28 protein-coding genes are annotated in these 20,225 nt (G+C 58.2%); 4 read left to right on the plus strand and 24 right to left on the minus strand.

Translation table 11 applies throughout. From position 1 onward, the window contains the following. The first annotated feature begins 28 nt into the window (after positions 1–28). From ABB26_RS11060 to ABB26_RS11075, 4 genes are all read left to right on the plus strand, one after another. Complete coding sequence (locus tag ABB26_RS11060) at positions 29–547, plus strand: MaoC family dehydratase (protein WP_057634054.1); 519 nt, start codon at positions 29–31, stop codon at positions 545–547. A 10-nt stretch (positions 548–557) separates the two neighbouring features. Further along, positions 558–1,727, plus strand: coding sequence for an acyl-CoA dehydrogenase family protein (locus ABB26_RS11065; protein ID WP_211261961.1), 1,170 nt, complete (start codon positions 558–560; stop codon positions 1,725–1,727). A gap of 215 nt (positions 1,728–1,942) precedes the next feature. After that, positions 1,943–3,121, plus strand: a complete 1,179-nt coding sequence (locus ABB26_RS11070; protein ID WP_057634056.1) for a CaiB/BaiF CoA transferase family protein — start codon at positions 1,943–1,945, stop codon at positions 3,119–3,121. Between the two features lie 17 nt (positions 3,122–3,138). After that, a complete protein-coding gene (locus ABB26_RS11075) occupies positions 3,139–4,269 on the plus strand; it encodes a CaiB/BaiF CoA transferase family protein (RefSeq protein ID WP_057634058.1) in 1,131 nt (376 codons plus the stop codon). Between the two features lie 170 nt (positions 4,270–4,439). Here the strand turns inward: ABB26_RS11075 and ABB26_RS11080 are convergent, their stop codons facing one another. From ABB26_RS11080 to ABB26_RS11200, 24 genes are all read right to left on the minus strand, one after another. Next, a complete protein-coding gene (locus ABB26_RS11080; protein ID WP_343123504.1) occupies positions 4,440–4,802 on the minus strand; it encodes a GFA family protein in 363 nt (120 codons plus the stop codon). Between the two features lie 45 nt (positions 4,803–4,847). Then, a complete protein-coding gene (locus tag ABB26_RS11085; RefSeq protein WP_057634062.1) occupies positions 4,848–5,327 on the minus strand; it encodes a hypothetical protein in 480 nt (159 codons plus the stop codon). Between the two features lie 98 nt (positions 5,328–5,425). After that, positions 5,426–5,800 (minus strand): hypothetical protein, encoded by a 375-nt coding sequence (locus ABB26_RS11090; protein WP_245626200.1) that lies wholly within the window; start codon positions 5,798–5,800, stop codon positions 5,426–5,428. 12 nt (positions 5,801–5,812) lie between these two features. After that, positions 5,813–6,067, minus strand: coding sequence for a DUF2164 domain-containing protein (locus ABB26_RS11095; RefSeq protein WP_057634067.1), 255 nt, complete (start codon positions 6,065–6,067; stop codon positions 5,813–5,815). Positions 6,068–6,135: 68 nt separating this feature from the next. Next, positions 6,136–6,486 (minus strand): hypothetical protein, encoded by a 351-nt coding sequence (locus tag ABB26_RS11100; protein WP_057634069.1) that lies wholly within the window; start codon positions 6,484–6,486, stop codon positions 6,136–6,138. Positions 6,487–6,623: 137 nt separating this feature from the next. Continuing rightward, positions 6,624–7,109 (minus strand): VOC family protein, encoded by a 486-nt coding sequence (locus ABB26_RS11105; RefSeq protein WP_338062620.1) that lies wholly within the window; start codon positions 7,107–7,109, stop codon positions 6,624–6,626. A 19-nt stretch (positions 7,110–7,128) separates the two neighbouring features. Continuing rightward, complete coding sequence (locus tag ABB26_RS11110) at positions 7,129–7,545, minus strand: hypothetical protein (RefSeq protein WP_057634070.1); 417 nt, start codon at positions 7,543–7,545, stop codon at positions 7,129–7,131. 114 nt (positions 7,546–7,659) lie between these two features. Next, positions 7,660–8,040, minus strand: coding sequence for a VOC family protein (locus ABB26_RS11115; RefSeq protein WP_057634071.1), 381 nt, complete (start codon positions 8,038–8,040; stop codon positions 7,660–7,662). Positions 8,041–8,092: 52 nt separating this feature from the next. Continuing rightward, positions 8,093–8,395 (minus strand): hypothetical protein, encoded by a 303-nt coding sequence (locus tag ABB26_RS11120; RefSeq protein WP_152982644.1) that lies wholly within the window; start codon positions 8,393–8,395, stop codon positions 8,093–8,095. Between the two features lie 99 nt (positions 8,396–8,494). After that, complete coding sequence (locus ABB26_RS11125) at positions 8,495–8,842, minus strand: hypothetical protein (protein ID WP_057634075.1); 348 nt, start codon at positions 8,840–8,842, stop codon at positions 8,495–8,497. A 62-nt stretch (positions 8,843–8,904) separates the two neighbouring features. Continuing rightward, positions 8,905–9,600 (minus strand): aspartate/glutamate racemase family protein, encoded by a 696-nt coding sequence (locus ABB26_RS11130; RefSeq protein WP_057634076.1) that lies wholly within the window; start codon positions 9,598–9,600, stop codon positions 8,905–8,907. Continuing rightward, positions 9,597–9,884, minus strand: a complete 288-nt coding sequence (locus ABB26_RS11135; RefSeq protein WP_057634077.1) for a hypothetical protein — start codon at positions 9,882–9,884, stop codon at positions 9,597–9,599. The genes ABB26_RS11130 and ABB26_RS11135 overlap by 4 nt, the downstream gene beginning before the upstream one ends. A 509-nt stretch (positions 9,885–10,393) precedes the next feature. Further along, positions 10,394–10,798 (minus strand): MmcQ/YjbR family DNA-binding protein, encoded by a 405-nt coding sequence (locus ABB26_RS11140; RefSeq protein ID WP_057634078.1) that lies wholly within the window; start codon positions 10,796–10,798, stop codon positions 10,394–10,396. Between the two features lie 468 nt (positions 10,799–11,266). Further along, a complete protein-coding gene (locus tag ABB26_RS18695; RefSeq protein WP_083490788.1) occupies positions 11,267–11,623 on the minus strand; it encodes a DUF2834 domain-containing protein in 357 nt (118 codons plus the stop codon). Positions 11,624–11,692: 69 nt separating this feature from the next. Beyond that, complete coding sequence (locus ABB26_RS11150) at positions 11,693–12,085, minus strand: DUF7674 family protein (RefSeq protein WP_057634083.1); 393 nt, start codon at positions 12,083–12,085, stop codon at positions 11,693–11,695. A gap of 601 nt (positions 12,086–12,686) precedes the next feature. Continuing rightward, on the minus strand, positions 12,687–13,523 hold the full coding sequence (locus tag ABB26_RS11155; RefSeq protein WP_057634084.1) for a WapI family immunity protein: 837 nt from the start codon (positions 13,521–13,523) through the stop codon (positions 12,687–12,689). Positions 13,524–13,934: 411 nt separating this feature from the next. Then, positions 13,935–14,321 carry a hypothetical protein gene (locus tag ABB26_RS11160; protein WP_057634086.1) on the minus strand — a complete coding sequence of 129 codons (387 nt, stop codon included), beginning with the start codon at positions 14,319–14,321 and terminating at the stop codon, positions 13,935–13,937. A 535-nt stretch (positions 14,322–14,856) separates the two neighbouring features. Continuing rightward, positions 14,857–15,273, minus strand: coding sequence for a hypothetical protein (locus ABB26_RS11165; protein WP_057634087.1), 417 nt, complete (start codon positions 15,271–15,273; stop codon positions 14,857–14,859). 73 nt (positions 15,274–15,346) lie between these two features. Beyond that, positions 15,347–16,036, minus strand: a complete 690-nt coding sequence (locus tag ABB26_RS11170) for a competence protein CoiA family protein (RefSeq protein WP_152982645.1) — start codon at positions 16,034–16,036, stop codon at positions 15,347–15,349. Positions 16,037–16,411: 375 nt separating this feature from the next. Then, positions 16,412–16,699 carry a hypothetical protein gene (locus ABB26_RS11175; protein WP_057634091.1) on the minus strand — a complete coding sequence of 96 codons (288 nt, stop codon included), beginning with the start codon at positions 16,697–16,699 and terminating at the stop codon, positions 16,412–16,414. 18 nt (positions 16,700–16,717) lie between these two features. Then, positions 16,718–17,044: a hypothetical protein gene (locus ABB26_RS11180; protein ID WP_057634092.1), complete on the minus strand. Its 327-nt coding sequence runs from the start codon at positions 17,042–17,044 to the stop codon at positions 16,718–16,720. Between the two features lie 455 nt (positions 17,045–17,499). Then, entirely contained in the window at positions 17,500–17,928 is a 429-nt protein-coding gene (locus ABB26_RS11190; RefSeq protein WP_057634095.1) for a hypothetical protein, read from the minus strand. 69 nt (positions 17,929–17,997) lie between these two features. After that, positions 17,998–18,954 carry a hypothetical protein gene (locus ABB26_RS11195; RefSeq protein ID WP_057634097.1) on the minus strand — a complete coding sequence of 319 codons (957 nt, stop codon included), beginning with the start codon at positions 18,952–18,954 and terminating at the stop codon, positions 17,998–18,000. A 256-nt stretch (positions 18,955–19,210) separates the two neighbouring features. After that, complete coding sequence (locus tag ABB26_RS11200; RefSeq protein ID WP_057634100.1) at positions 19,211–20,134, minus strand: LysR family transcriptional regulator; 924 nt, start codon at positions 20,132–20,134, stop codon at positions 19,211–19,213. Between the last annotated feature and the right edge of the window lie 91 nt (positions 20,135–20,225).

Here is a 20,225-nt window from a genome sequence, read left to right on the forward strand (position 1 = left end):
CCAAACCGCAACAGAAAGGACATTGCTCATGGTTCAGAACGTCAAGCAGATCTCCGAAAACCGCTTCCGCGAAACCTTCGGCCGTTACTACGAAGAGTTCAACGTGGGCGATATCTACGAGCATCGCCCCGGTCGCTCCATCACCGAAACCGACAACACCTGGTTCACGCTGCTGACGATGAACACCCATCCGATGCACTTCGACAAGGAGTACGCCAAGGCATCGGAGTTCGGCAAGGTGATCGTCTGCTCGCCGTTCACCGTCGCGTTGATGGTCGGCATGAGCGTCACCGATGTCAGCCAGAAGGCCGTGGCCAACCTGGGCTGGAGCGAGATCAAGATGACGCATCCGCTGTTCGTCGGTGACACGCTGGTGGCCGAGTCGGAGGTGCTGGAGAAGCGCGAATCCAAGTCGCGTCCGGGTGCCGGCATCGTTACCTGCCGCACCGACGGCTTCAACCAGGACGGCAAGCTGGTCTGCACCTTCAACCGCACCATGCTGATCGCCAAGCGCGGCCACTCGGTGGAAGACAAGGTCAACTACTGAGAGCCCGATGATGAGCACCGACATGGAACAGCTGTGGGGGCCGGATGACGAACGGGCGCTGCTGGACGCGATCGACCATTGGGTCGAGAAGTCCGTTGCACCCATCGCGCTGGAATACGACCTGGAAGACAAGTACCCGCATCACCTCGTCGAGGAGATGAAGGACCTGGGCCTGTTCGGTGCCACCATCTCGCCGGAGTACGGCGGGCTTGGCTTGCCGGCGTGCATCTACGCCAAGATCGTGATCAAGGTGTCCTCGGTGTGGATGGCGCCGACGGGTATCTTCAACTCGCATCTGATCATGGCCTCGGCCATCGAGCGTTGCGGCACCGAGGAACAGAAGCGCAAGTATCTGCCGCGCATGGCGACCGGCGAGCTGCGCGGTTCATTGGGCTTGACCGAACCGAATGCGGGTACCGACCTGCAGGCCATCCGTACCGTCGCCAGGCGTGAAGGTGATCACTACGTCATCAACGGTGCCAAAACCTGGATCACCAACTCCATGTACGGCGACATGGTGCTGCTGCTGACCAAGACCAACCCGGAAGCGCAGCCGCGCCACAAGGGCATGACGATGTTCATCGCCGAGAAGGGCGAGGGCTTCATCGTTGCCAAGAAGATGAAGAAGACCGGCTATCGCGCCATCGATACCTGCGAGCTGGTGTTCCAGGACTACAAGGTGCCGGCAGACTGCATGCTCGGTGGCGAAGAGGGCATGGGCTTCCAGCATGCGGTGGGCGGCCTGGAGTTGGGTCGCATCAACGTGGCTGCACGCGGCTGCGGCATTGCCGAAGGCGCGTTGCGTTTGTCGGTGCGCTATGCGCAGGAGCGCATGACCTTCGGCAAACCGATTGCCGAGCATCAGGCCATCCAGCTCAAGCTGGGCGAAATGGCGGCGAAGGTCGAGGCATCGAAGCTGCTGATCGAAAGCGCGGCAAACGCCTACGACAAGGGCGAGCGCTGCGACATGGAAGCGGGCATGGCCAAGTACTTCGCCACGGAGACCGGCGCTTACTGTGCCCAGGAAGGCATGCGCATTTTTGGCGGCTACAGCTATTCGGTGGAGTACGACATCGAGCGTTTCTACCGTGATGCGATGCTGATGTGCATCGGCGAAGGCACCAACGAAATGCAGCGCATCATCATCGCCAAGCAGCTGGTGGCGAGGAACAAGATCTAACAGCCAAGGCGCACAAAGCCCCTCTCCCGTTCACGGGAGAGGGGTCGGGGTGAGGGCAGCTTTTGGCAAGCAAACGCAAAGGCTCCCCTCATCCACCCTCCGGGCACCTTCTCCCGCACGCGGGAGAAGGGAGACGTAGGCAACAGCAACAGCGATGCATCCCTTCACCGCAGTCCTCAACCAACTGCGGTGCTTTTTACAACCAGAGGCCCCACATGAAAGACCTTCCCCTGCAGGGACTGCGTATCCTTGCCGTCGAACAGTACGGTGCCGGCCCCTATGGCTCGATGCACCTGGCCGATCTGGGCGCCGAGGTCATCAAGATTGAATCCCCGCCGGGCGGCGACGTTTCGCGCGCCACCGGCCCGTACTTCCTGGGCGAAGGCGACAGCTTGTTCTTCCAGACCTTCAACCTCAACAAGCGCTCGCTGCGGCTGGACCTGAAGGCCGCCGAAGGCCGCGAAGTGTTCGAGAAGCTGGTCGCCAGTGCCGACGCGGTGCTCAACAACCTGCGCGGTGACCAGCCGGCCAAGCTCGGACTGGACTACGCCACGCTGTCCAAGCTCAACCCGAAGATCGTCTGTGCGCACCTGTCCGCCTACGGTCGCGACAATGAGCGCGCCGCCTGGCCGGGTTACGATTACCTGATGCAGGCCGAAGCCGGCTTCATGGCGCTGACCGGCGAGCCGGATGCACCGCCTGCACGGTTTGGCCTGTCGATGGTCGATTTCATGACCGGCACCACGATGGCGATGGGCCTGCTGGCCGCCATCATCGGCGCGATGCGCACTGGCGAAGGTCGCGATGTCGACGTGAGCCTGTTCGACGTTGCCTTGCACCAGCTCAGCTATCCGGCCACCTGGTATCTCAACGAAGGCCATCGCACCGAGCGTCTGTCGCGCAGCGCGCATCCATCCACCGTGCCGTGCCAGGTCTATCGGACCGCCGACGGCTGGGTGATGGTGATGTGCATGCTGGAGAAGTTCTGGCAGACCTTCGTCGAAGGCATCGGCAGCCCTGCGTGGGCGGCGGAACCGCGCTTCGCCAACTTCGCCGCACGCCGTGATGTGCGTGAGGAGCTGACCGTGCTGGTCGACGAGATCCTGAGCACGCAGCCCACTGCCTATTGGACGCAGAAGTTCGCCGGCCGCATTCCGATCGCACCAGTGCTGGACATCGCCCAGGCGCTGGACAATCCGTATGTGCGCGACGTGGACATGCTGCAGGACGTGACGCACCCGCAAGGCACGCAGCGCTTGTTGCGCAACCCGATCAAGCTCGACGGCCAGCGCCTGTCCGGCGATGCCTGCCCGTCCTTGAACGCTGATGCCGACGCACTGCTGCGTGAACTTGGCTACAACGACGCCGACCGCGCACGCCTGCTGGGCGCGTAAGGCGAAGGAGCACGACGATGAAGCTGGAAGGTGTACGCGTTCTTGATCTGTCCCTGTTCCTGCCGGGCCCGCACCTGACCATGGTGATGGCCGACCACGGCGCGGACGTGATCAAGATCGAACCGCCCACGGGCGAGCCGGTGCGCGAGGTCGGCCTCAAGCAGGCCGGCGTCAGCACCTGGTTCCGCAACACGCACCGCGGCAAACGCTGCATCGTGCTGGACCTCAAGAATGCCGAAGGCAAGGCGGCATTCGTCAAACTGGTGGAATGGGCCGACGTGGTGGTGGAAGCCTTCCGCCCCGGCGTGGCCAAGCGCCTTGGCATCGATTACGACAGCTGCAAGGCGATCAACCCCAAGCTGGTGTACTGCGCGATCAGTGCCTTCGGCCAGACCGGCCCCAAGGTCAACCGGCCCGCGCATGACCTGGCGATGCAGGCTGACACCGGTGTGGTCAGCCTCAACCGCGCGCCGGATGGCACTCCGGCGATGCCGCACATGCCGGTGGCCGACATGGCCGGCTCGCTGATGGCGCTCAACGGCATCCTGATGGCCTTGTTCCGTCGCGAGCGCACCGGTGAAGGCGACTACATCGACCTGTCGATGCAGGACGCCTTGATGGCGTGGCTGCCGAACGTACTCGGCCCACCATTCGCGCTCGGCCGCGATCCGGTTGTCAACGAAGAGCGCAGCTGGGGCGGCAACGCGCTTTACAAGCTGTACCGCTGTTCGGATGAGCGCTGGATTGCCCTGGGCGGTGCCGAACACAAGTTCGCCGAGAATCTGCTGATCGCCCTCGGCCGTCCGGATCTGATCCACCTGTGCCACCTGCCGCCTGGCCCGGGCCAGGATCCGGTGAAGGCCTTTCTGATTGAAACTTTCTCGCGCCGCACGCTGGTGGAGTGGACATTGTTCCTGCACGACATCGACGTGTGCTGGGCGCCAGTGAAGACGCTTACCGAAGCCTTCAACGACCCGCACACCCGCGCTCGCGAGATGGTCTGGACCGACGAGCAGGGCGGCACCCACCTGGGCATCCCGATCAAGTTCGCCAACGAACCCGGGCGCATCAATCCACATCTGGATGATGTCGGTGAGTCCACCGTCGCCGTACTGAAAGAGCTGGGCCTGACGCCCAAGCACCTTTGATCAACGCCCCTTCGGCCAGCGCAATGGGCCGGGGCGTGGAGCGAAAGCTGACCTGATGGCGCTTATGCTGTTGCTCAAAGCCCCTCTCCCGCATGCGGGAGAGGGGTTGGGGTGAGGGGCCTTTGCTTCTGGCTTCGCCTTCGCTTCAGCCCCAGCTTCCCCAAAAAACCTCAAAAAGCCTTTCCATCCACCGGAATGCGCGTCACGCCGGCAAGGTCAAACGCCTCCAGGCAACGCAGATTGATCGCTGCCGTCTCCGTGCCATCCGGCGCGGTTCCCAATCCAAACGGCTGGCACCCGCAGGTCGGGCAGAACTGGTGTTTGATCATGTGCCGGTTGAACGTATAGGTGCTCACGCGATCCGCACCCTCGGTGATGCGCATCGCATCACGCGGTACGAACCACAGCAAAAACCCCTTGCGGCTGCAGTGCGAACAGTTGCACTCGTAGCCTTCCGTCGGCGTACCCTCGCACTCGAAACGCACCGCACCGCAATGACAGCTGCCACTGACCATGTCGCCCTCCCGGGGCATTGAATGACAGCGGCAAGCGTAGCGCCACTTGAGAAGGCGTGCGCGCTATTCAGCACCCGGGCGAGGCTGTTTGAACACCGCTCTGCAGACCAGCCAGATACAGAACGTGACGGGGTACGTGACAACGCAATGGAAGTTGGTCATCAGGCTGACAACAAAGTCAGCACGGCTTCGATCCCCGCTAACGAACCCAAGCACCGAGCTCGACAGATACGCGCGCGAAAACAGTCCCCACAACAGAAGCATCGAGACAGCCAGGGCGATCAGTGTCGCCGCGATATCGCGTGTGAACGTCTTGGTCTTCAAGGACAGGAGCACCGCCATCGTGCTGACGACAACGAAAAGTGCCGCGACGGGAAGAATTTTCTGCAGCGTTCCGGAAAACCGCATCACATCGAAAAGCGCAGAAGGTGTGCTCCATCCCCGGATGAGCAGCGGCAACATGGCTTTGAGTTCCGCTCCCAGTGCAAAGATCAGCGGGACGGAAAGGCAGAACAACAACGCCAGAAGCATCCTTTGTTTCATTCAAACATCCATCCATGTTGTGGGTCATCGGCGTCCAGCCGGAATCCAGGAAACGAGGCGGTCTGATGCGATGTTGACAGCGCCAGAGAGCAACGCAATCAACGGCGTGTAAGCATCTCGCCGTCAACGGTCATCTTCCATGCGCCATTCTCTTCATGCGGCGGTACCGACACCACGAACCGGGTCGTCAGAGGGCCAACGCCCACGACCATGTCGTTGCCTTCAAATGCCTTGATCGGCGCTTCAATGGATTTGCTGGTCCTGGGGCTGGGCTTGTGCTTGTAGATGACCCGGCCGTCCTGGCTGATGAGGAGGAACGTCGTTGCTGCCTCCCAGGTGCCGACATAGTCCTGCTTGTCCGCGGGGACCGGCTTGGCACAGGCGGCCAGCGCCAGAAGAACCACCAGGATCAAACCGATCAGCCGACTGCGATGTGTGGAAATTTTCATCTCGATCCTTCGGGTAGTCATCATGGCAATGCGGTACTACTTCCTGAATTCGGTACGCTTCTCAAGCTGGTAGATCGAATCCTGCAGGTCTTCAACGCGCGCGTTGAGCGCTGCCTGCGCGTCATACAGGCCGCGGTTGTAGTAGTACGGGCCAATCTCGCTGGAAATGAAGTCCAGCAGGAACTCGGCATCGAACTGCCCGATCTGCTGCTGCAATTCATCGGAAAAATAGCCCTGCAGCTTGCGAACGAGGATGGCCTTCTCGTCCTTGCTGAAATCAATAGTGGTCATCAGGGAGCCCGTGGCATGGCGGCAGACCGCCGGTCATTCTGAGCGGGTGGCGAGCCACCCGTCGCTGTTCAGCACTGGAAGCCAAGCACCAGTTCACTGCCATCGCCATTGCTGCGGTCCAGATCCTTGCGCCGCTCCAGCGGCTGCGTGCAACCACGCGGCTGGATGTACTCGGCGGCCATTGCTTCCGCATCGGCGGCGTCCAACGCCTGCCCATCCTTCGTGCGTACATGAATGTAGTACGGCTGCTCGAACAGCACGATGTAGCTGTCCAGTACGTAGGTCTTGCCGCCGCGTTCCAGCTCGGCGTGGTTCTCGTCCACCTTGCTCCAGTTCCTGGCCAGGAGATTCTCCTTGGCGTTGGCCTGGGCGGGCAGCAGCGGCATCGCGAGCAGTGCCAATACGATGAATCCTTTCATGTGATCTCCTTTGGGTGACGATGCGCAAGGTCGGGGGACGGCATGAAGCCATGCGGGCCAGCGTTGCGTCAACAGGCAGTGGAAGGCGCGCTGCCTTCTCCGTGGAAACGGCACGGTGTCGGAAGCGCGTGCTCCGATCAGTGCTCAGGAAGGGCCTGCGATGGCCCCTTCAATTCGAGGGTGTTGCCGTCCAGATCGTGGAAGTAGAGCGACAACCCATCGCCTTCCGCGCCAAAGTTGATCTCGGCCTTGGTCGGTGTGATGCCATGCGCCCGCAGATGCGCAGCGATGACAGGCTCATCGAAAGGTTCCACGCGCAGGCAGAGATGATCGACATTGCGGCCTTCCCATGCCGCCGCTGCGCCACCACGCGCGCCGAGCTTTCCGTCAACGCTGATCAGGTCGATCATCGACGCGCCCGCACGTAGATGCACCAGACCCAGGTGATCGCGCCGCCGCACCACCTCGCATCCCAACACGGAATGATAGAAGGCGATGCTAGCGTCCAGATCACGCACACGGAACACGACGTGATCGAGACGTTGCACGGAAAATGGCTGGCTCATCATCATGTCTCGCGGTTGGCTGGCGAATGTAACGGTGGCGTGCTCGTCACCGTTCAAGCAGAGGTGCGTGCGGCCATTACGGTGTCAGTACCTGATACTCGCCGGGGCTGCCCAGCGCCACCTTGAACACATGTGGCTCATTGGAATAGGTATGCGTTGCCGGGAGCGTCAGCACGTTGTCCTGCAACGGCGTGCTGACGGCATCCAGCTTGCAGGCCCACATGCCGTTCGACGCTTCAGCAAACGGCGCCCGAGCCAGCAGTTGCGAAGGAGCGTCGGGGGTGGCAGCAGTCAGCCATTCGATCCACACGCGGCAAGACACATGCTCGAAGCCGACACTCTCGATCCGGATGCGATAAGTGCCTTCGCGGCTGTCCGCCTGCCAGTGACCACCATCGATGATGGCAGCAGCCGTTTCGTCGTCCGGAGCGGCTTTCACCACGGCGGGCGATACCGCAAATACGAGTGCCAGAAACCAGGAGAGCGTGTTCATGGTGCGACTTTTCGTAGGGGCTTCAGGTCGACAGCATATCGCCAGTGCGTGCATCTTTCGTGCAAGCCGGCTTTCTTCGGTGGATCATCGGCTGAGGCCCCTGATGACCGTCGCTCAGGCATCCGCCGGCGGCTCCCACAGCTCCACCTTGTTGCCTTCCGGGTCAAGCACCCAGCCAAACTTTCCCTGGTCCGATGTCTCGGTCTTGTCGACCACATTGCAGCCTTCGCTGCGCAGTGCGGCAAGCAGCGCATCAAGGTCGTCTACGCGGAAGTTGATCATGAAAGGCGCCGAGCTTGGCTGCATGTACTCCGTGTCCTTGGCGAAGGGACTCCAGATGGTCATCCCGGCCGGGCTGTCAGCGCCGCCCCACTGGAAGACCACGCCTCCCCACTCCGAAACATCCAACCCAAGATGATCCCGATACCAGGCGCCCAGCGCCTTGGGATCGGCCGATTTGAAGAAGATGCCACCAATGCCGGTCACGCGTTTCATGGAAATCTCCGGGGACGTTTCGGGTGAGTTTTACGCGTATTTCAGGTTTCGGTCACCGGACCCTCCAGGTCCCGTCGGAATCAAGGAGTGCGATGTAGCCAGAGCGCCCGCTCTCCGGAGTGAGCACCCGTTCATTGATGATCGGCATCTCGGATTTCCTGATCAACCACCTACCGCCCTGCTTGCCGTTGCTCCAGGTGAAATGATGGTGCTCGGAATCGGAGCCGAGATAGAACGTGTGTTGAAGCGGTGTGGCTCCGTAGTTCCGGAACTCGCTCACGTGAATCTGTTGTTCGGAGCGGGTAGGTGTGCAGGCCACGCATACCAGCAGCAGAGCAGTCAGCATCGCCTTCATCATTTGTTCTCTGATAGGTGGGTTGCAGAGATCATCAGCACGTTGTCCTTCAATGGCTTGTCGGCGTTATTCGGCATGCGAGGCAGTTGTACGCCTGTTTCAGACCTCGGTCCACGCAGATCCAAGCAGTATCCTAGTCAAGCCACTGTTTGCACGCCGGGCCGCAAAGAATCCGAAGATCACGCCTGGAATAGAGGTCAGCAAAGGAAGCCACAGCACCTCACCCAGCAGGTGCGGAATTCCAAACCAGATGCCCACGGACACCGCCATGAAGGTCAGCACGCCGGCAGCGGTGGTGCACAGCCCAAACACCAGTGCCGGCAGCCAGCCCAACTTGCGCCCGTGCTGCATGGATATCCTGCGCAACGTCTGGGCTTCAAACGGGAACATCAGCGCGATGATCGCTGCGCTGAAAAACACCAGTGATTCCAGTGCAACGTTGTCCATGCTTCGTCACCCCGCGGCCAGGCCGAGCGGCAAGCGCTTTCGACACGGGCGGGTGACGAGCGTCATTGGGCGAGTGCTTCGTCGGCGGCCGCGCGTGCGTGAATTGCGGTCGTATCGAACAGGGGAACCTCAGCGTCCTGTGGCTCGACCAGAAGTGATATCTCCGTGCATCCAAGAATGATGGCCTGCGCACCTTGCGCCGCAAGGTCTCTCATGATTCTTCGGTATGCGCTGCGGGATTCTGCCGAGACAATGCCCATGCATAGTTCGTCATAGATGACGCGATGGATGATTTCACGATCGTCCGCGGATGGAATGATCACCTGGATGCCGTGACGTTGAGTGAGCCTTTCGCGATAGAAGGGCTGTTCCATCGTGAACTTCGTGCCGAGTAGTCCAACGGTCGAATGCCCCGCCGCCTTTATCATGGAGGCTGTTGCATCGGCAATGTGCAGAAGCGGAATGTCGACGGCGGCTTCAATGTTGGGTGCTACCTTGTGCATCGTATTCGTGCACAGGACCAGGAACTCCGCACCTGCTGCTTGGAGTGAGCGTGCTGCCTCAGCCAGCATGGCGCCCGCAGCATCCCAGTCGCCTGCATGCTGCAACCGTTCAATCTCATGGAAATCGAGGCTGTAGAGGATGCACTTCGCCGAGTGCAGTCCGCCCAGACGATCCTTGATTGTCTGATTGATCTGGCGGTAGTACGGAACCGTCGATTCCCAGCTCATGCCACCGATAAGGCCAATGATCTTCAACGGAACTCCTTGCCGATGCTTGCCGCTATAAGACCTGCCGCCAGGGCGCAGGCCAGAGCAAGCCCCAGGTCCGCCGCAAAGTAGCTCAGATCGAAGTGGTATGTCTCACAAGTCGCCGGCCAGCAATCACCGCCGATCCTGCGAAATTCATATGGGAATCCGGCGACTTCCTGGCCGTCGTATTGGTATGCACCACGAGTCCGAAGATACGGCACCAGATTTGCGATAACGGCAATGCCGCCTGTCACCAGGAACGCTGAGATGAACCTCAATTTGCGTCTCATTGCGAAGACCGGGTTTCCCGACCGGGCAAATGAGTAAGTGTCCATCGTGCTCCCTGGTGACACGTGGTGACAGGCCTGCGACGCATCACGCGATGGCTTCTGCTTGATCGACTTGTTGGTTGGGGACGTTGAGTGCCTACAAGTTGCCGAAGACACACAAAGCAAAGTCTGCCGCTGCCAAAAGGAAAGGAGGCCACGCTGCCATGTCTCCATACTTGAACGTGCGAGTTGCAGCGATCTGATTGTCGCAGACCAACGTGACACGAATGCCCCTTGTATGAGGAGGTGAGAATGATGCTTTCCCGAAAATCGCCTGAGACCGCCCCCTCTCTTGGGGCTCCGGCACCGCCAACAGGACCGATCGACAACTGGCAGCGTGTGTTGCCCGGCGTTGAACCAACGGCGTAGTAGAAGCCATCTGCCGGGCCAAACCAATGCACGCACCTTGTTGGAAGTAAAAGAGGCATGACGGCCGGGAGATTTCTCATGGGCGCATCCTAGTGCCGGAGTTAAGCCGAGTCGCGAAGCGGCTTCTGCTTGAGTGAACTTTTAATCAGCTCCCCGGCTATAGTGGATTGCCGTCGTTTCGAAAGACTGCCGAGCGCTTTGGCATAGGACCATGCGATCAACTCCTGAAGATAGTCGGATGGAACCGTGTCGACATCCACGATTGTGACCCAGCGGAATCTGGCCATAAAGCGTGCTGGCTTGATGCCAGGTACGTTCGTCAGTTCCAGAAAGCGCTCTGAGGTAGTACGGATACTAAAGCGCCATTGCTCCGGCTCGCTGGTCTTGAAGTAGGCGAACTGCTTGCCACCAACGGAGTAGGTGAGCACGTTGGTCGGTGGTCCAGACAACCTGGCGGAGGATCCCGGGTAACCGCTGCAATGCTCTTTGACGGCGGCAACGTGCATTGATGGTTCCTGCAGGGCTTGATGCCTGGATTAAGCCGAGCCCCGAAGCGTCGGGGTGACTGGGTCATGGGGCCTCACTCCGCAACATGCGAAGCGAGAACCTCTTGTACGGTGGATGATGCGATTCCTTGGCGTATAACTATATCCATAGTGCTGCGGGATATGGTGTAGCCGCCTTGAGGCAGTTGCTTGTAAAAGGGTGGGCTCTTGGGAGAGAGCATGATCCAGATATTCTTGGATCTGTCGTTGCGGGGAACGACCAAAAGCACGTAACCGTCGTCGCTGGTGAACCTGGGCGCTGTCACCAACTCCTGCCGTGCGTCGTACTCTCGGGATTGCAGGATGGACCACTCATGCTTATCTCCCGACGACTCTCGGCCATCTACGGCAGGAGAGCAGCCTGACATGGCTGCGACGACTAGTGCCGAGAAGATCCACGGTTGTTGCATATGAGGCCTGGTAACGGAATTATGCTGCGCCGCGAGGCGGAGCAGGCTTGAGTGAACGATCAGGCCCCGCTGCCGCAAGATGCCGCTCCCGTACAAGCAGGAAAAGCGGCAATGCCAATGAAGGCCCCACTACGAGACAGGACAAGGGCAGCCACAGGCGGCGCATTGCGAGCTTGCGCCCTTCAGCAACAATGAACACGGCAACGACGATACCTGAGATGAGGACATCCCCCCATGCGAAGGCAGCGATATTGTTTGATGTGGCCTGTTGCAACAGGAGAGGTACGTCAAGGCTGTGCACGGAAAGCCACGGAACAAATTGCGAGAGAGGCAGGGCAGCGCCGGCAACACAGAGAAGGATGTAAAGGATTTGCACGTTGTCTCCTGCAGGAACTTATGTCTGAATCAAGCTAAGCCAAGAGGCGGGTTCGGCTTGAATGAATTGTCAGTCGCCCACTGGATTGCCGGAAGCATCTGACCAGAAATCAATGAGTAGCTCCCATTGTCGCCGCCCCTCCGGGCCCAAATTCTGAGTAAGTACGTGCAGGTCAGCGCCGGCATTGCCCCAAACATTCTGGATGCTCTCCAAGACACCGACAGTGGCGAATTCCTTTACCCATGACGATCCCTCGATGAGAGGCCGCTCAATTGCCGCAGCCAAAGGACCAAATACTTCTTCCCGTCCGGCTCTGTGTAGAGCGAGGAGGTGGTCTGCGAGGTGCCCAGCAGGGATGTACTGAACATCGTTGCCGAACTCCTGTAGATGATTTTCCCAGCTTTGACGGAACGATGGGCAGGCATCGACTAGTAGAGGAAGGGCTTGGGGTTGCTCGATCATAGAGCGGTCAATTCCGGAATTGGGCCGGGTCGCATAGCGGCGTCAGCATGAGTGAACTATTCGCGATCTTCCCGTACACCCGCCACCTCCCTTGCAAGCCATGGTAGCCAAGTCTGCGGATCCAAGACCACTTTGCGTGAGGGGCTGTCATGGAATGCCTCCAGAAAACAGGCGTAACTCTGCGGCAGGACCGTCCTGTACCGAGCATGGACAAGCCCGCAATGAGATCGAGTAGCAAGCTCTACTAGCTGCCGTATGAAATGGACGTTGACTTGGCGCGCGTCAATTCTTGCTGAGATGGACTCTGAGTGCCCCGCTTCGCACCACATCTCAATGAGATCTGAATCTTGTCGACCCCATTGGTATAGATAGGGAGACCATGACTCATGGGGCGGCAGCAATCTGGACAGTTCCGCCAGCAGATACGGAGACGGCTGTATGGCCGACCACCATTGCTGTTCTTCCCATTCCTTCTGCGGAATGACATCTCGTCCCGCAATAACCTGCTCTGGAATCAGTTCGACTTTGAATTGCCAGATGGCCATGATTGATCGCTAACGCTTGAATTAGGCCGCACCGCGGCGGCGGCTTGAATGAACTGCTAGGCGTCAACCAGGGCACGGAACTGACTGACGATCTTCGGCAATTCGGTGGGCTCCAACTCAAACCCTCCGGATACGTTCGTGGGCCAGTATATGGGGCCACTGTACTGATAGCGTTGAAGGGACACCTCGGCTACGAAGTGACCCGAATTGTCTCGCGATCTCAGTTTGAAGGAAAACTCGTCGGGGCTGAGGCTTTGCAGGAGAGCCTCGCCAGAGCGAGATCGTTCAAGCGAGGTCAGTCTCTCAACGAACTCTGCCAAGGCCGCCTGCTCAAGCCAAACGTAATCATATGTGCCGCAGAACGCGCCCAAAGTGACGCTGACTTGGACGCGCAAGTCACCCTCGTTTGGTACGCCTACTGGGACTCTCTCAAGTACGACGAGATCTGTATGTTCTGTTTCAGTGCCTATGCGCATGATTTGACGCTTGACGTTGGAGTTCAGCCGCCCCGGTACGGGGTCGGCTGGGTCGACGTGTTTGGTGCTTTCTTCCTCAGAAAGCTTGCCCATGACTTGGAACACTGCCAGCACTTCTTTAGCTGTCGCCATTAGCTTGAGCCAAGAGGGGTGCTCTCTAAGCTGCTCAAACTGAGGTAGCGGATTTGGCGTGGAGTTCACGACCTCAAGCCAGACCAATGAGAACTTCTCTATGCCTTCAATTTCCGCCTGGGAAAATATGGGAGGAATAAAGGAGCCCTGCCAGCCTTCGCTGACCCAGTCTTCCCAGCCATTGACTACTTCATTTGTATCCCACTTTCTTTGCTTCTCTGGAGAGGCGGTGAGCTCGAGGTGCTCAATAATTCGATTGCGGATACGTTGGAGAGCAATATGCATTGAGACTTCGCCTTGTTGCCGCATGAAGCACCTAGCGCTTGAATTAAGCCGCGCAGCGAAGCTGCTTCGGCGTTAGCGAATTGTCGGGCTGCGTCCAGCCTGTCGATATGAAGGAACTACGAGCGCCGAGAAGGGCGATCATCATTGGTGATCCAAACAATGAGCGGAATCCACACGAGATAGATAAGTGCAAGCGGAATAAGGTACCAGTGCCCCACGAACCAGAACGAATCCCAACCTTTGAACCCGCTAGCCCAGGCGGACACGAGTGCCCAGCCCAGAAGTGGAAGGCAGTGTAGGAAGGGCCTTGTCCGTTTGATGCTGTGCTTCTCCATGTCTCGCGCTCCCAGCGAAGCCGCCTAATGACAGAGCTAAGGCAAGCCGCGAAGCGACTTCGCCTTGAACGAATTGTTAGGCCACATGCTCGTACTGTTGAATCCCCAGGCGTCGCACGTAGATGAAATCATTGTTGTCCGGCAGGTTTACGTGGACCATTTCCTCTACCCAGTCCTCAGAGTACGCCAGCCCTGACTCGGTCGCGAAGCGTGGGTTCCATGAAATTTCGTAGACCGGAAGATCGCTGTCTAGCGGATAACGAATGCTGAAAATCACGAGTGGCGCTTGCCGCAGAACTATGCGATTTGCGGCCTTCCAAAACTCGGGGTGTCGGTTGGCCGAGATCTCCGAGACGAATGCCAAAGCGTAATCCGTTTCACTAAATACCAGGTCAATGGTTGTCTGAGCGGTGGCCAATCTATGTTCCATTGGCTTCTCATTGTTGTGCTCTACATAGATCATGGTAGTTCCATGCTGGAACTCGCAGGCGTTTGGAGCGCAGTGAGTCCAATGGCCATTCATGTTTTGAGGGCGTAGAAAAATACTCATGTGGTCTAACGCTGGAGTTAAGCGGCGGCGCGAAGTGACGTCAGCTTGAATGAACTGTTAGGCCGCAAATCTGCAAAGTGGCCCTGGCATCATCACGTGCGCCTCTGGATAAGGACCGGATACGCCTAGTAGAAACATGGCTAGCGAGAACACTCTGCGGAGTGCTGGCCGGAGGATCGCTCGATAGAACGACGAAGCCAGTGGCTGCACAAACGTGAAAACCTGTGAGCCGATTAGAAAAATAAAGATATCCAACCCAAGCACATCAACGAGCGGCAGCAATAGCCGCAATTCTGGATGTGAAGCCAAGGCAACTATCGCGAGAACGGTGGCGACAGCTATAGAGCACCGATACCAACGTTCTTTTCGCCATTTGAATTTCTGCATTTTTTCGGCCTAACTTTGGAATTATGCCGAGCCGCGAAGCGGCTTCGGCTTGGATGAATTGTTAGGCCTCTGCCTGCGCAAGCTGATGTCTCGCCCAACCAATTGCGCTGTCAGCCAGCACTGACTCGCCTGTCTGAGGGTCATCAAGGGAGCCGCCCGTCATTGCGGCCAGGACGCTAGATGCGGCAATGGCTGACACCAACTCAAGCGGGCGTGAACCAATACAGAACTGAACTGAGAAGTCAGTGCCCGGTGCCAGCTGCATTTCTTCGACGTCCTCCGATGAAACGTTTGATGCGTAGTACTCAAAGCCGGATATCTCACCGCGAACCGGACAAGGAAGGAAGCCAGAGAACGTGTCCATGTCAAATTCGGAGTCCAGTGCGACCGGAAAGCCCGCCTCAACTATGGCAGCACGCCAAGCTTCTGGTGATGGCATCACGTTGCGCTTGAGGTAGACAATCAGGTCGTATGACATAACTCTCCTTGGGCGTGGCGCCTAACGCCAGAGTTAAGTCGAGCCGCGAAGCGGCGTCGGCTTGAATGAATTGTTAGGCCAATCCTTGCAGAACATCAAGAGCTGCCTTGGGAAATCCGCGAAAACGAGTGCACGAAACACTATCGAGGTAAGTCATAAAGAACTTTTCTTTGGTGATGTACTTGCAATACATTTCCGATTCATGAATCCAGCAATGAAGCAGCTTGTCGTTCTTCTGGTTGAACTCGAGGTACAGATGAGTGTCTGGTGTTTTTGCTATGTCCCATAGCCACATTCTTCTAGGTTTCCAGTTGGCTTTGAATTGACCGGACTTCTCAGTGGGGACGAGAGAGAACCTCTTCAGCCAAAATTCCTGAATATCAACCACCCATACCATCCGCTTTCCAGACTGCTGGAAATAGAACTCTGTCCTATCTCTTACGTCGCGTATATCAATAACGCTTTTTTGTATTTCAATTATTGTGTCATTGCTGCCGAGAATGTCTGCCCTATGTTCTCTACTTTGCCCCATGACTACCTCACAATGAGCGTCATCAACAACTGCCTTCCAGCAGCGGTGCCAATCTGACTCCGGCTCATACCCAGACGGTAGCCTAGGCTGTCCACCGATATAGGCCCAATACTGCCGAATAGCTCCAACATGAGCTTTCACGTCTAGGCCAGTCCAAGGGCATTTCCCTATCTGCCCGCTGCCTGCAGTTTCTGCTCTCTTTCGTTGGTTATTGTGCAGGGCGATGAGCATTTTTATTAGCCTAACTCTGGAGTTAAGCCGACCCGCGCAGCGGGTTCGGCTTGAATGAACTGTTAGGCGCGCCTGTCATCGAGCGTCATTTGAGAGGAGCGACCCGTTACGAGCAATTTTTGCACTGCATGTCGGGCAGTGCCAACCTCCCAGCATGGCCTCACGAGTATTGGATGGCTTGCGGAACCTTGGCAACGGCGTATTGCACTTTGGACATGACTTGCGTGGAACTAGAAATGCAATAAGGAGTACAACCGTTCCACCAGCGATGCCCCCAGTCAGTACAGATGTCAGAAGAGTATCCATGAGACTCCTGTTAGCACCTAACGCCTGAAATAAGCCGAACCACGAAGCGGTTTCGGCTTGATTGAATTGTTAGAGCTCAACCACTGCCACCGAGCCAGCAATGGTTGAGATCTGCTCGGCAAGAAAGATCGCATCCTCTAGCGTCTCGGTATCGTCATGGGCGGCTGTGAGCATGAAGTATGGGCTGGTGCCATCACCAACACATAGATCATCAATTGCGTCCTCTACTCTCGTTGCTTCCTGGCCGACGACGCCGACGTACTGAACCCCCGCCCGAATCCAGCCCTCGACCATTGCCGCCAACTCTGGCCGATAGCCGCTGAGCGAATGGAGGACAATTTTGCGGGGAACTGTCATTGAGATCTAACTCTGGAATTAAGCCGACTCGCGAAGCGAGTTGGGCTTGAATGAACCGTTAGGCGGCTGGCTACGGATGGAGAACACCAGTACAGAGCATGCCAGCCACCAGAACAGTACGAAGAAAATCATGAAGAACGACGCGCCGCTGTATGCGCTGCCGGGCCGTATGGCGAAGGATTGGGAAATGGCAGGAAGTGCACTCTGCAACAACCAAAGGGGTGGGCCAATGAACACGTCGCGAAGGTGATGCCAAGCCCCGCCCGCACTGTCGGTGGCGAAGGCTATGCCAAGGAAGAGAGCGGAAAGTAGTAGGCCGACGCCAAGTGAAATGAGTAGTCGCATAGCTCGCTCCTGCCGCCTAACTCCGGTATTAAGCCGACCCGCGAAGCGGGTTCGGCTTGAATGAATTGTTAGGTGCCATGGTCGGTGATCCCTGAAAGGGATGTCGTTTAGCCAATACCCCAGAACGCGTCCTTGACCGCACCCCAAAGCCTCTGAAGTGTTTCGCTGCGCCCACGCAAGAAAGCAACCCGCAGGAGCTGCACCAGCAATGCAAAAACTAGCCCGGCGAAGACGAGAGGACCTAGGCTATCTCTAAACACGAACGCAGCGACTGCGAAGGCCGCCAAGAGCCCGAGAACGGCCAAGTCCATCTTTAGAATGCTCGGCGATGGCGCTTGTCTCATGGCACCTAACTCCGGAATTAAGCCGCGCCGCGTAGCGGCATCGGCTTGAATGAATTGTTGGGCTTCTCGAGTCGCGGCGGAGCCGAGGAGCCACATCTTTGCCAGACTGATCTAACGATAAGGCAGGCTTTCGGCATCGAAGATCACGAAGTCTCCCATGGTCGATAAAGAAGTGAACTGCCTAATGAAGTAGCCGGAAGGTTCGCTCGAATCGCGAAGCTGCGCGAGAGTAAAAAAGTCGTCCGCAAGGTAGGTGCCAAAGACCTCCAGAAGTAGCTGAGGCTCCTCCAGTAGGATCACCAGCGGTGGATAGCCCGCTTTTCCAAATGAATCTGTCTCGCCAGTCGCTTCACCGTCGCGTCGCAACTCCTTGACCAGTTGGTCATACGGCTCCTGAAGCACTTCCAGGAGTTCTGACTTGGGAATATCGAGTCGGCACACAAGGCCTTGGCCCGTGGGATGGTACGAGCTCAGTAACATGCTTGGCACGTAGAAGGACTTTGCTGAGCTGATCTCACTGCCTTCAATGAGTGCACGCATCTGACCGCCTAACGCCAGAATTAAGCCGACGCTGCGAAGCAGCGGTCGGCTTGAATGAACTGTTAGAACTCACTCCGCGCTAACCATGCGTGTTGCTTTGAGCGTTTGGCCTCCCTCACGGGTCAAGAAGACTTCGACTAGCGCGGCCTTCTCGGCTTCTCCGCTGCCCGTAGCTGCCTGGAGCGTGTACTCGAAGTTTCCTTTTGGGAAAAGTAGGCGACTATTTACTCTGCGCCGCTCGAAACTGATTCCACTGTCATCAACGGGGGACGATGTCCACGCCGTGAGTGCAAATGGTTCAGTAGTGCCGTTAGCGACAGTGATAGGGATTGAAAGAGTTCGCCCTCGTCGCGTGACTGTTCCCATTGCGATCTGCAGGTCTTTTGTAACGATCTGCTTGTACATAGCTTCATCCTCATAGACGCTTGGGATGCTCCACCCTTGAAGATCAGGCTTTGGCGGCACGGGTCTAGCCTGCGTCTCGTTTTTCGCCGCGACTTCGGGATTGATTGTTTCAAATATTTTGTCGATGCTCTTGAACAGGAGTGCGCCTGCGACAACTAGGAACGCAACAAAACCAACGACTCCCACGCGCTGCTGCGCTGTAATGGGAAGCTCTTCGAGCTTGGTCGTGACCGTCCCTTTCGACTCTTTTGAGAGGCACTTAACTATGTCCTCGTGCGAGAATTTTCCGTTATCTGCTTGAAGGAGTACCGAGCAATCATCTGCACTCCCAATGCGAGGAATCGCAAGCTTCGCGCCGTTGAGCGTCGCATCCGGATTGTTGCTACCAATCAGCTCGTAGTGCAGCTGAGGATTTAGCGAAAGCTCAACTTGCTCTTCCGTTTTGAAGCCTCGGTTAAGGATGGAGACTTCGACAATCTGCCCCTTGTCAGAGATCCGCGAATGGGAGAACAGCCGCGGAACAAAGACGACCAGGCGCGGTTTGCGTATCCAGCCCAGAATGCCGGCGAGCGCAAGGCCGCCGAGCAGGGTGAGTAAAATCGTTATGGGTTGGAAGTTCATGTGAGTGCTAACTCTAAGTAGACCACCGAAGAGCGGTGTAACACCGAGTATGTCTGCCTTGGTATGTGGATGGAAGATCCAAGTTCTTCCTGCCGATCAGGCACTTGGTTCGGGCCGTTCCCATCCGTTCCAACGCGGCCCAGACGGAAACTACCGCTGATTAGCGGCTATATGGATTACACCCCGGTTTTGTCCGGTGTAACCCGCTGAGCCGAGAGCCATTTCAAGGTGGGATTGCCGAGCCAGGCAAGCCCTCTCACGCTACTTCTCTTACCTTCGCCAGCTCCGCCGCATTTCTCAACGCCTGCAGAAATCTCGCCAGTGGCGCGCTCTGCGGCTCGCCATCGCGCGTGTAAACCATCACTGGCCGTTGCCAGGCGAACCCCGGTGCATCCAGCTTCACCCATTGCCCGGCCAGCAACTCTGCCTGCGCCAGGCGGCTCGGCAGCAGGGTGAGATAACCACCGTCGCGGATCATCGCGCGCATGAATTCCGGTGATCCGCTTTCCATCGTGTTGAGTGGCGGCTCCAATCCGGCTTCGTGGAAGCGTTGACGAAATGCGCCTTCCACCGCGCCCAGGCGGCGACCGAATATCCATGCCTGCTCCAGCAGCTGCGCGGCGCTGATATCGCGTTGCCGGGCGAGCGGATGACGCACGCTGGCGAGGACACGATATTCGTCGTGCATCAGCACTTCGCTATGGATGCGCGGGTCCGGGTCGCCGTCGCCGAAGGTGTGCAGGGTGACCACTGCATCCAGTTCGCGCGCGAGCAGGTTGGGTAGCAGCTCGGGCAGGATGCCGCCACTGACGTGGATGCCGATCTTCGGCCAGTGCCGGCGCAGCGCCAGCACCGCCGGGGCGACCAGCGAGCCTGCGGTGCTGGGGCCGGTGCCGATGCGGACCTGGCCTTCGGCGCCGGTCTGCAGCTCCTGCAGGCGGTCCTCGAAACGACGCACGGCGTCGTGGGCGGGCTGGGCGTGTTCCATCAGCAGGCGGCCGACGTCGGTCAGCCGCGCCTCGCGGCTGCCGCGTTCGAACAGGCGGGCCCCGAGCTGCTGTTCCAGCGCCTGGATGCCCTTGCTCAGGGCCTGCTGGGTGCGGCCGGTGGCGGCGGCGGCGCGGGTGAAGCTGCCGTGTTCGACCACGGACAGGAAGTAGCGGAGCTGGCGGAGATCCATGGGTGTCCATCAATACAACCAATGGTTGTGGATCGTACGCGAATTGGTTGGCGGTCAGCGGGGCGGGCCGCTGATAGTCGGGGGATCGCAA

The sequence above is a fragment of the Stenotrophomonas humi genome, assembly GCF_001431415.1.
Taxonomy (GTDB): domain Bacteria; phylum Pseudomonadota; class Gammaproteobacteria; order Xanthomonadales; family Xanthomonadaceae; genus Stenotrophomonas; species Stenotrophomonas humi.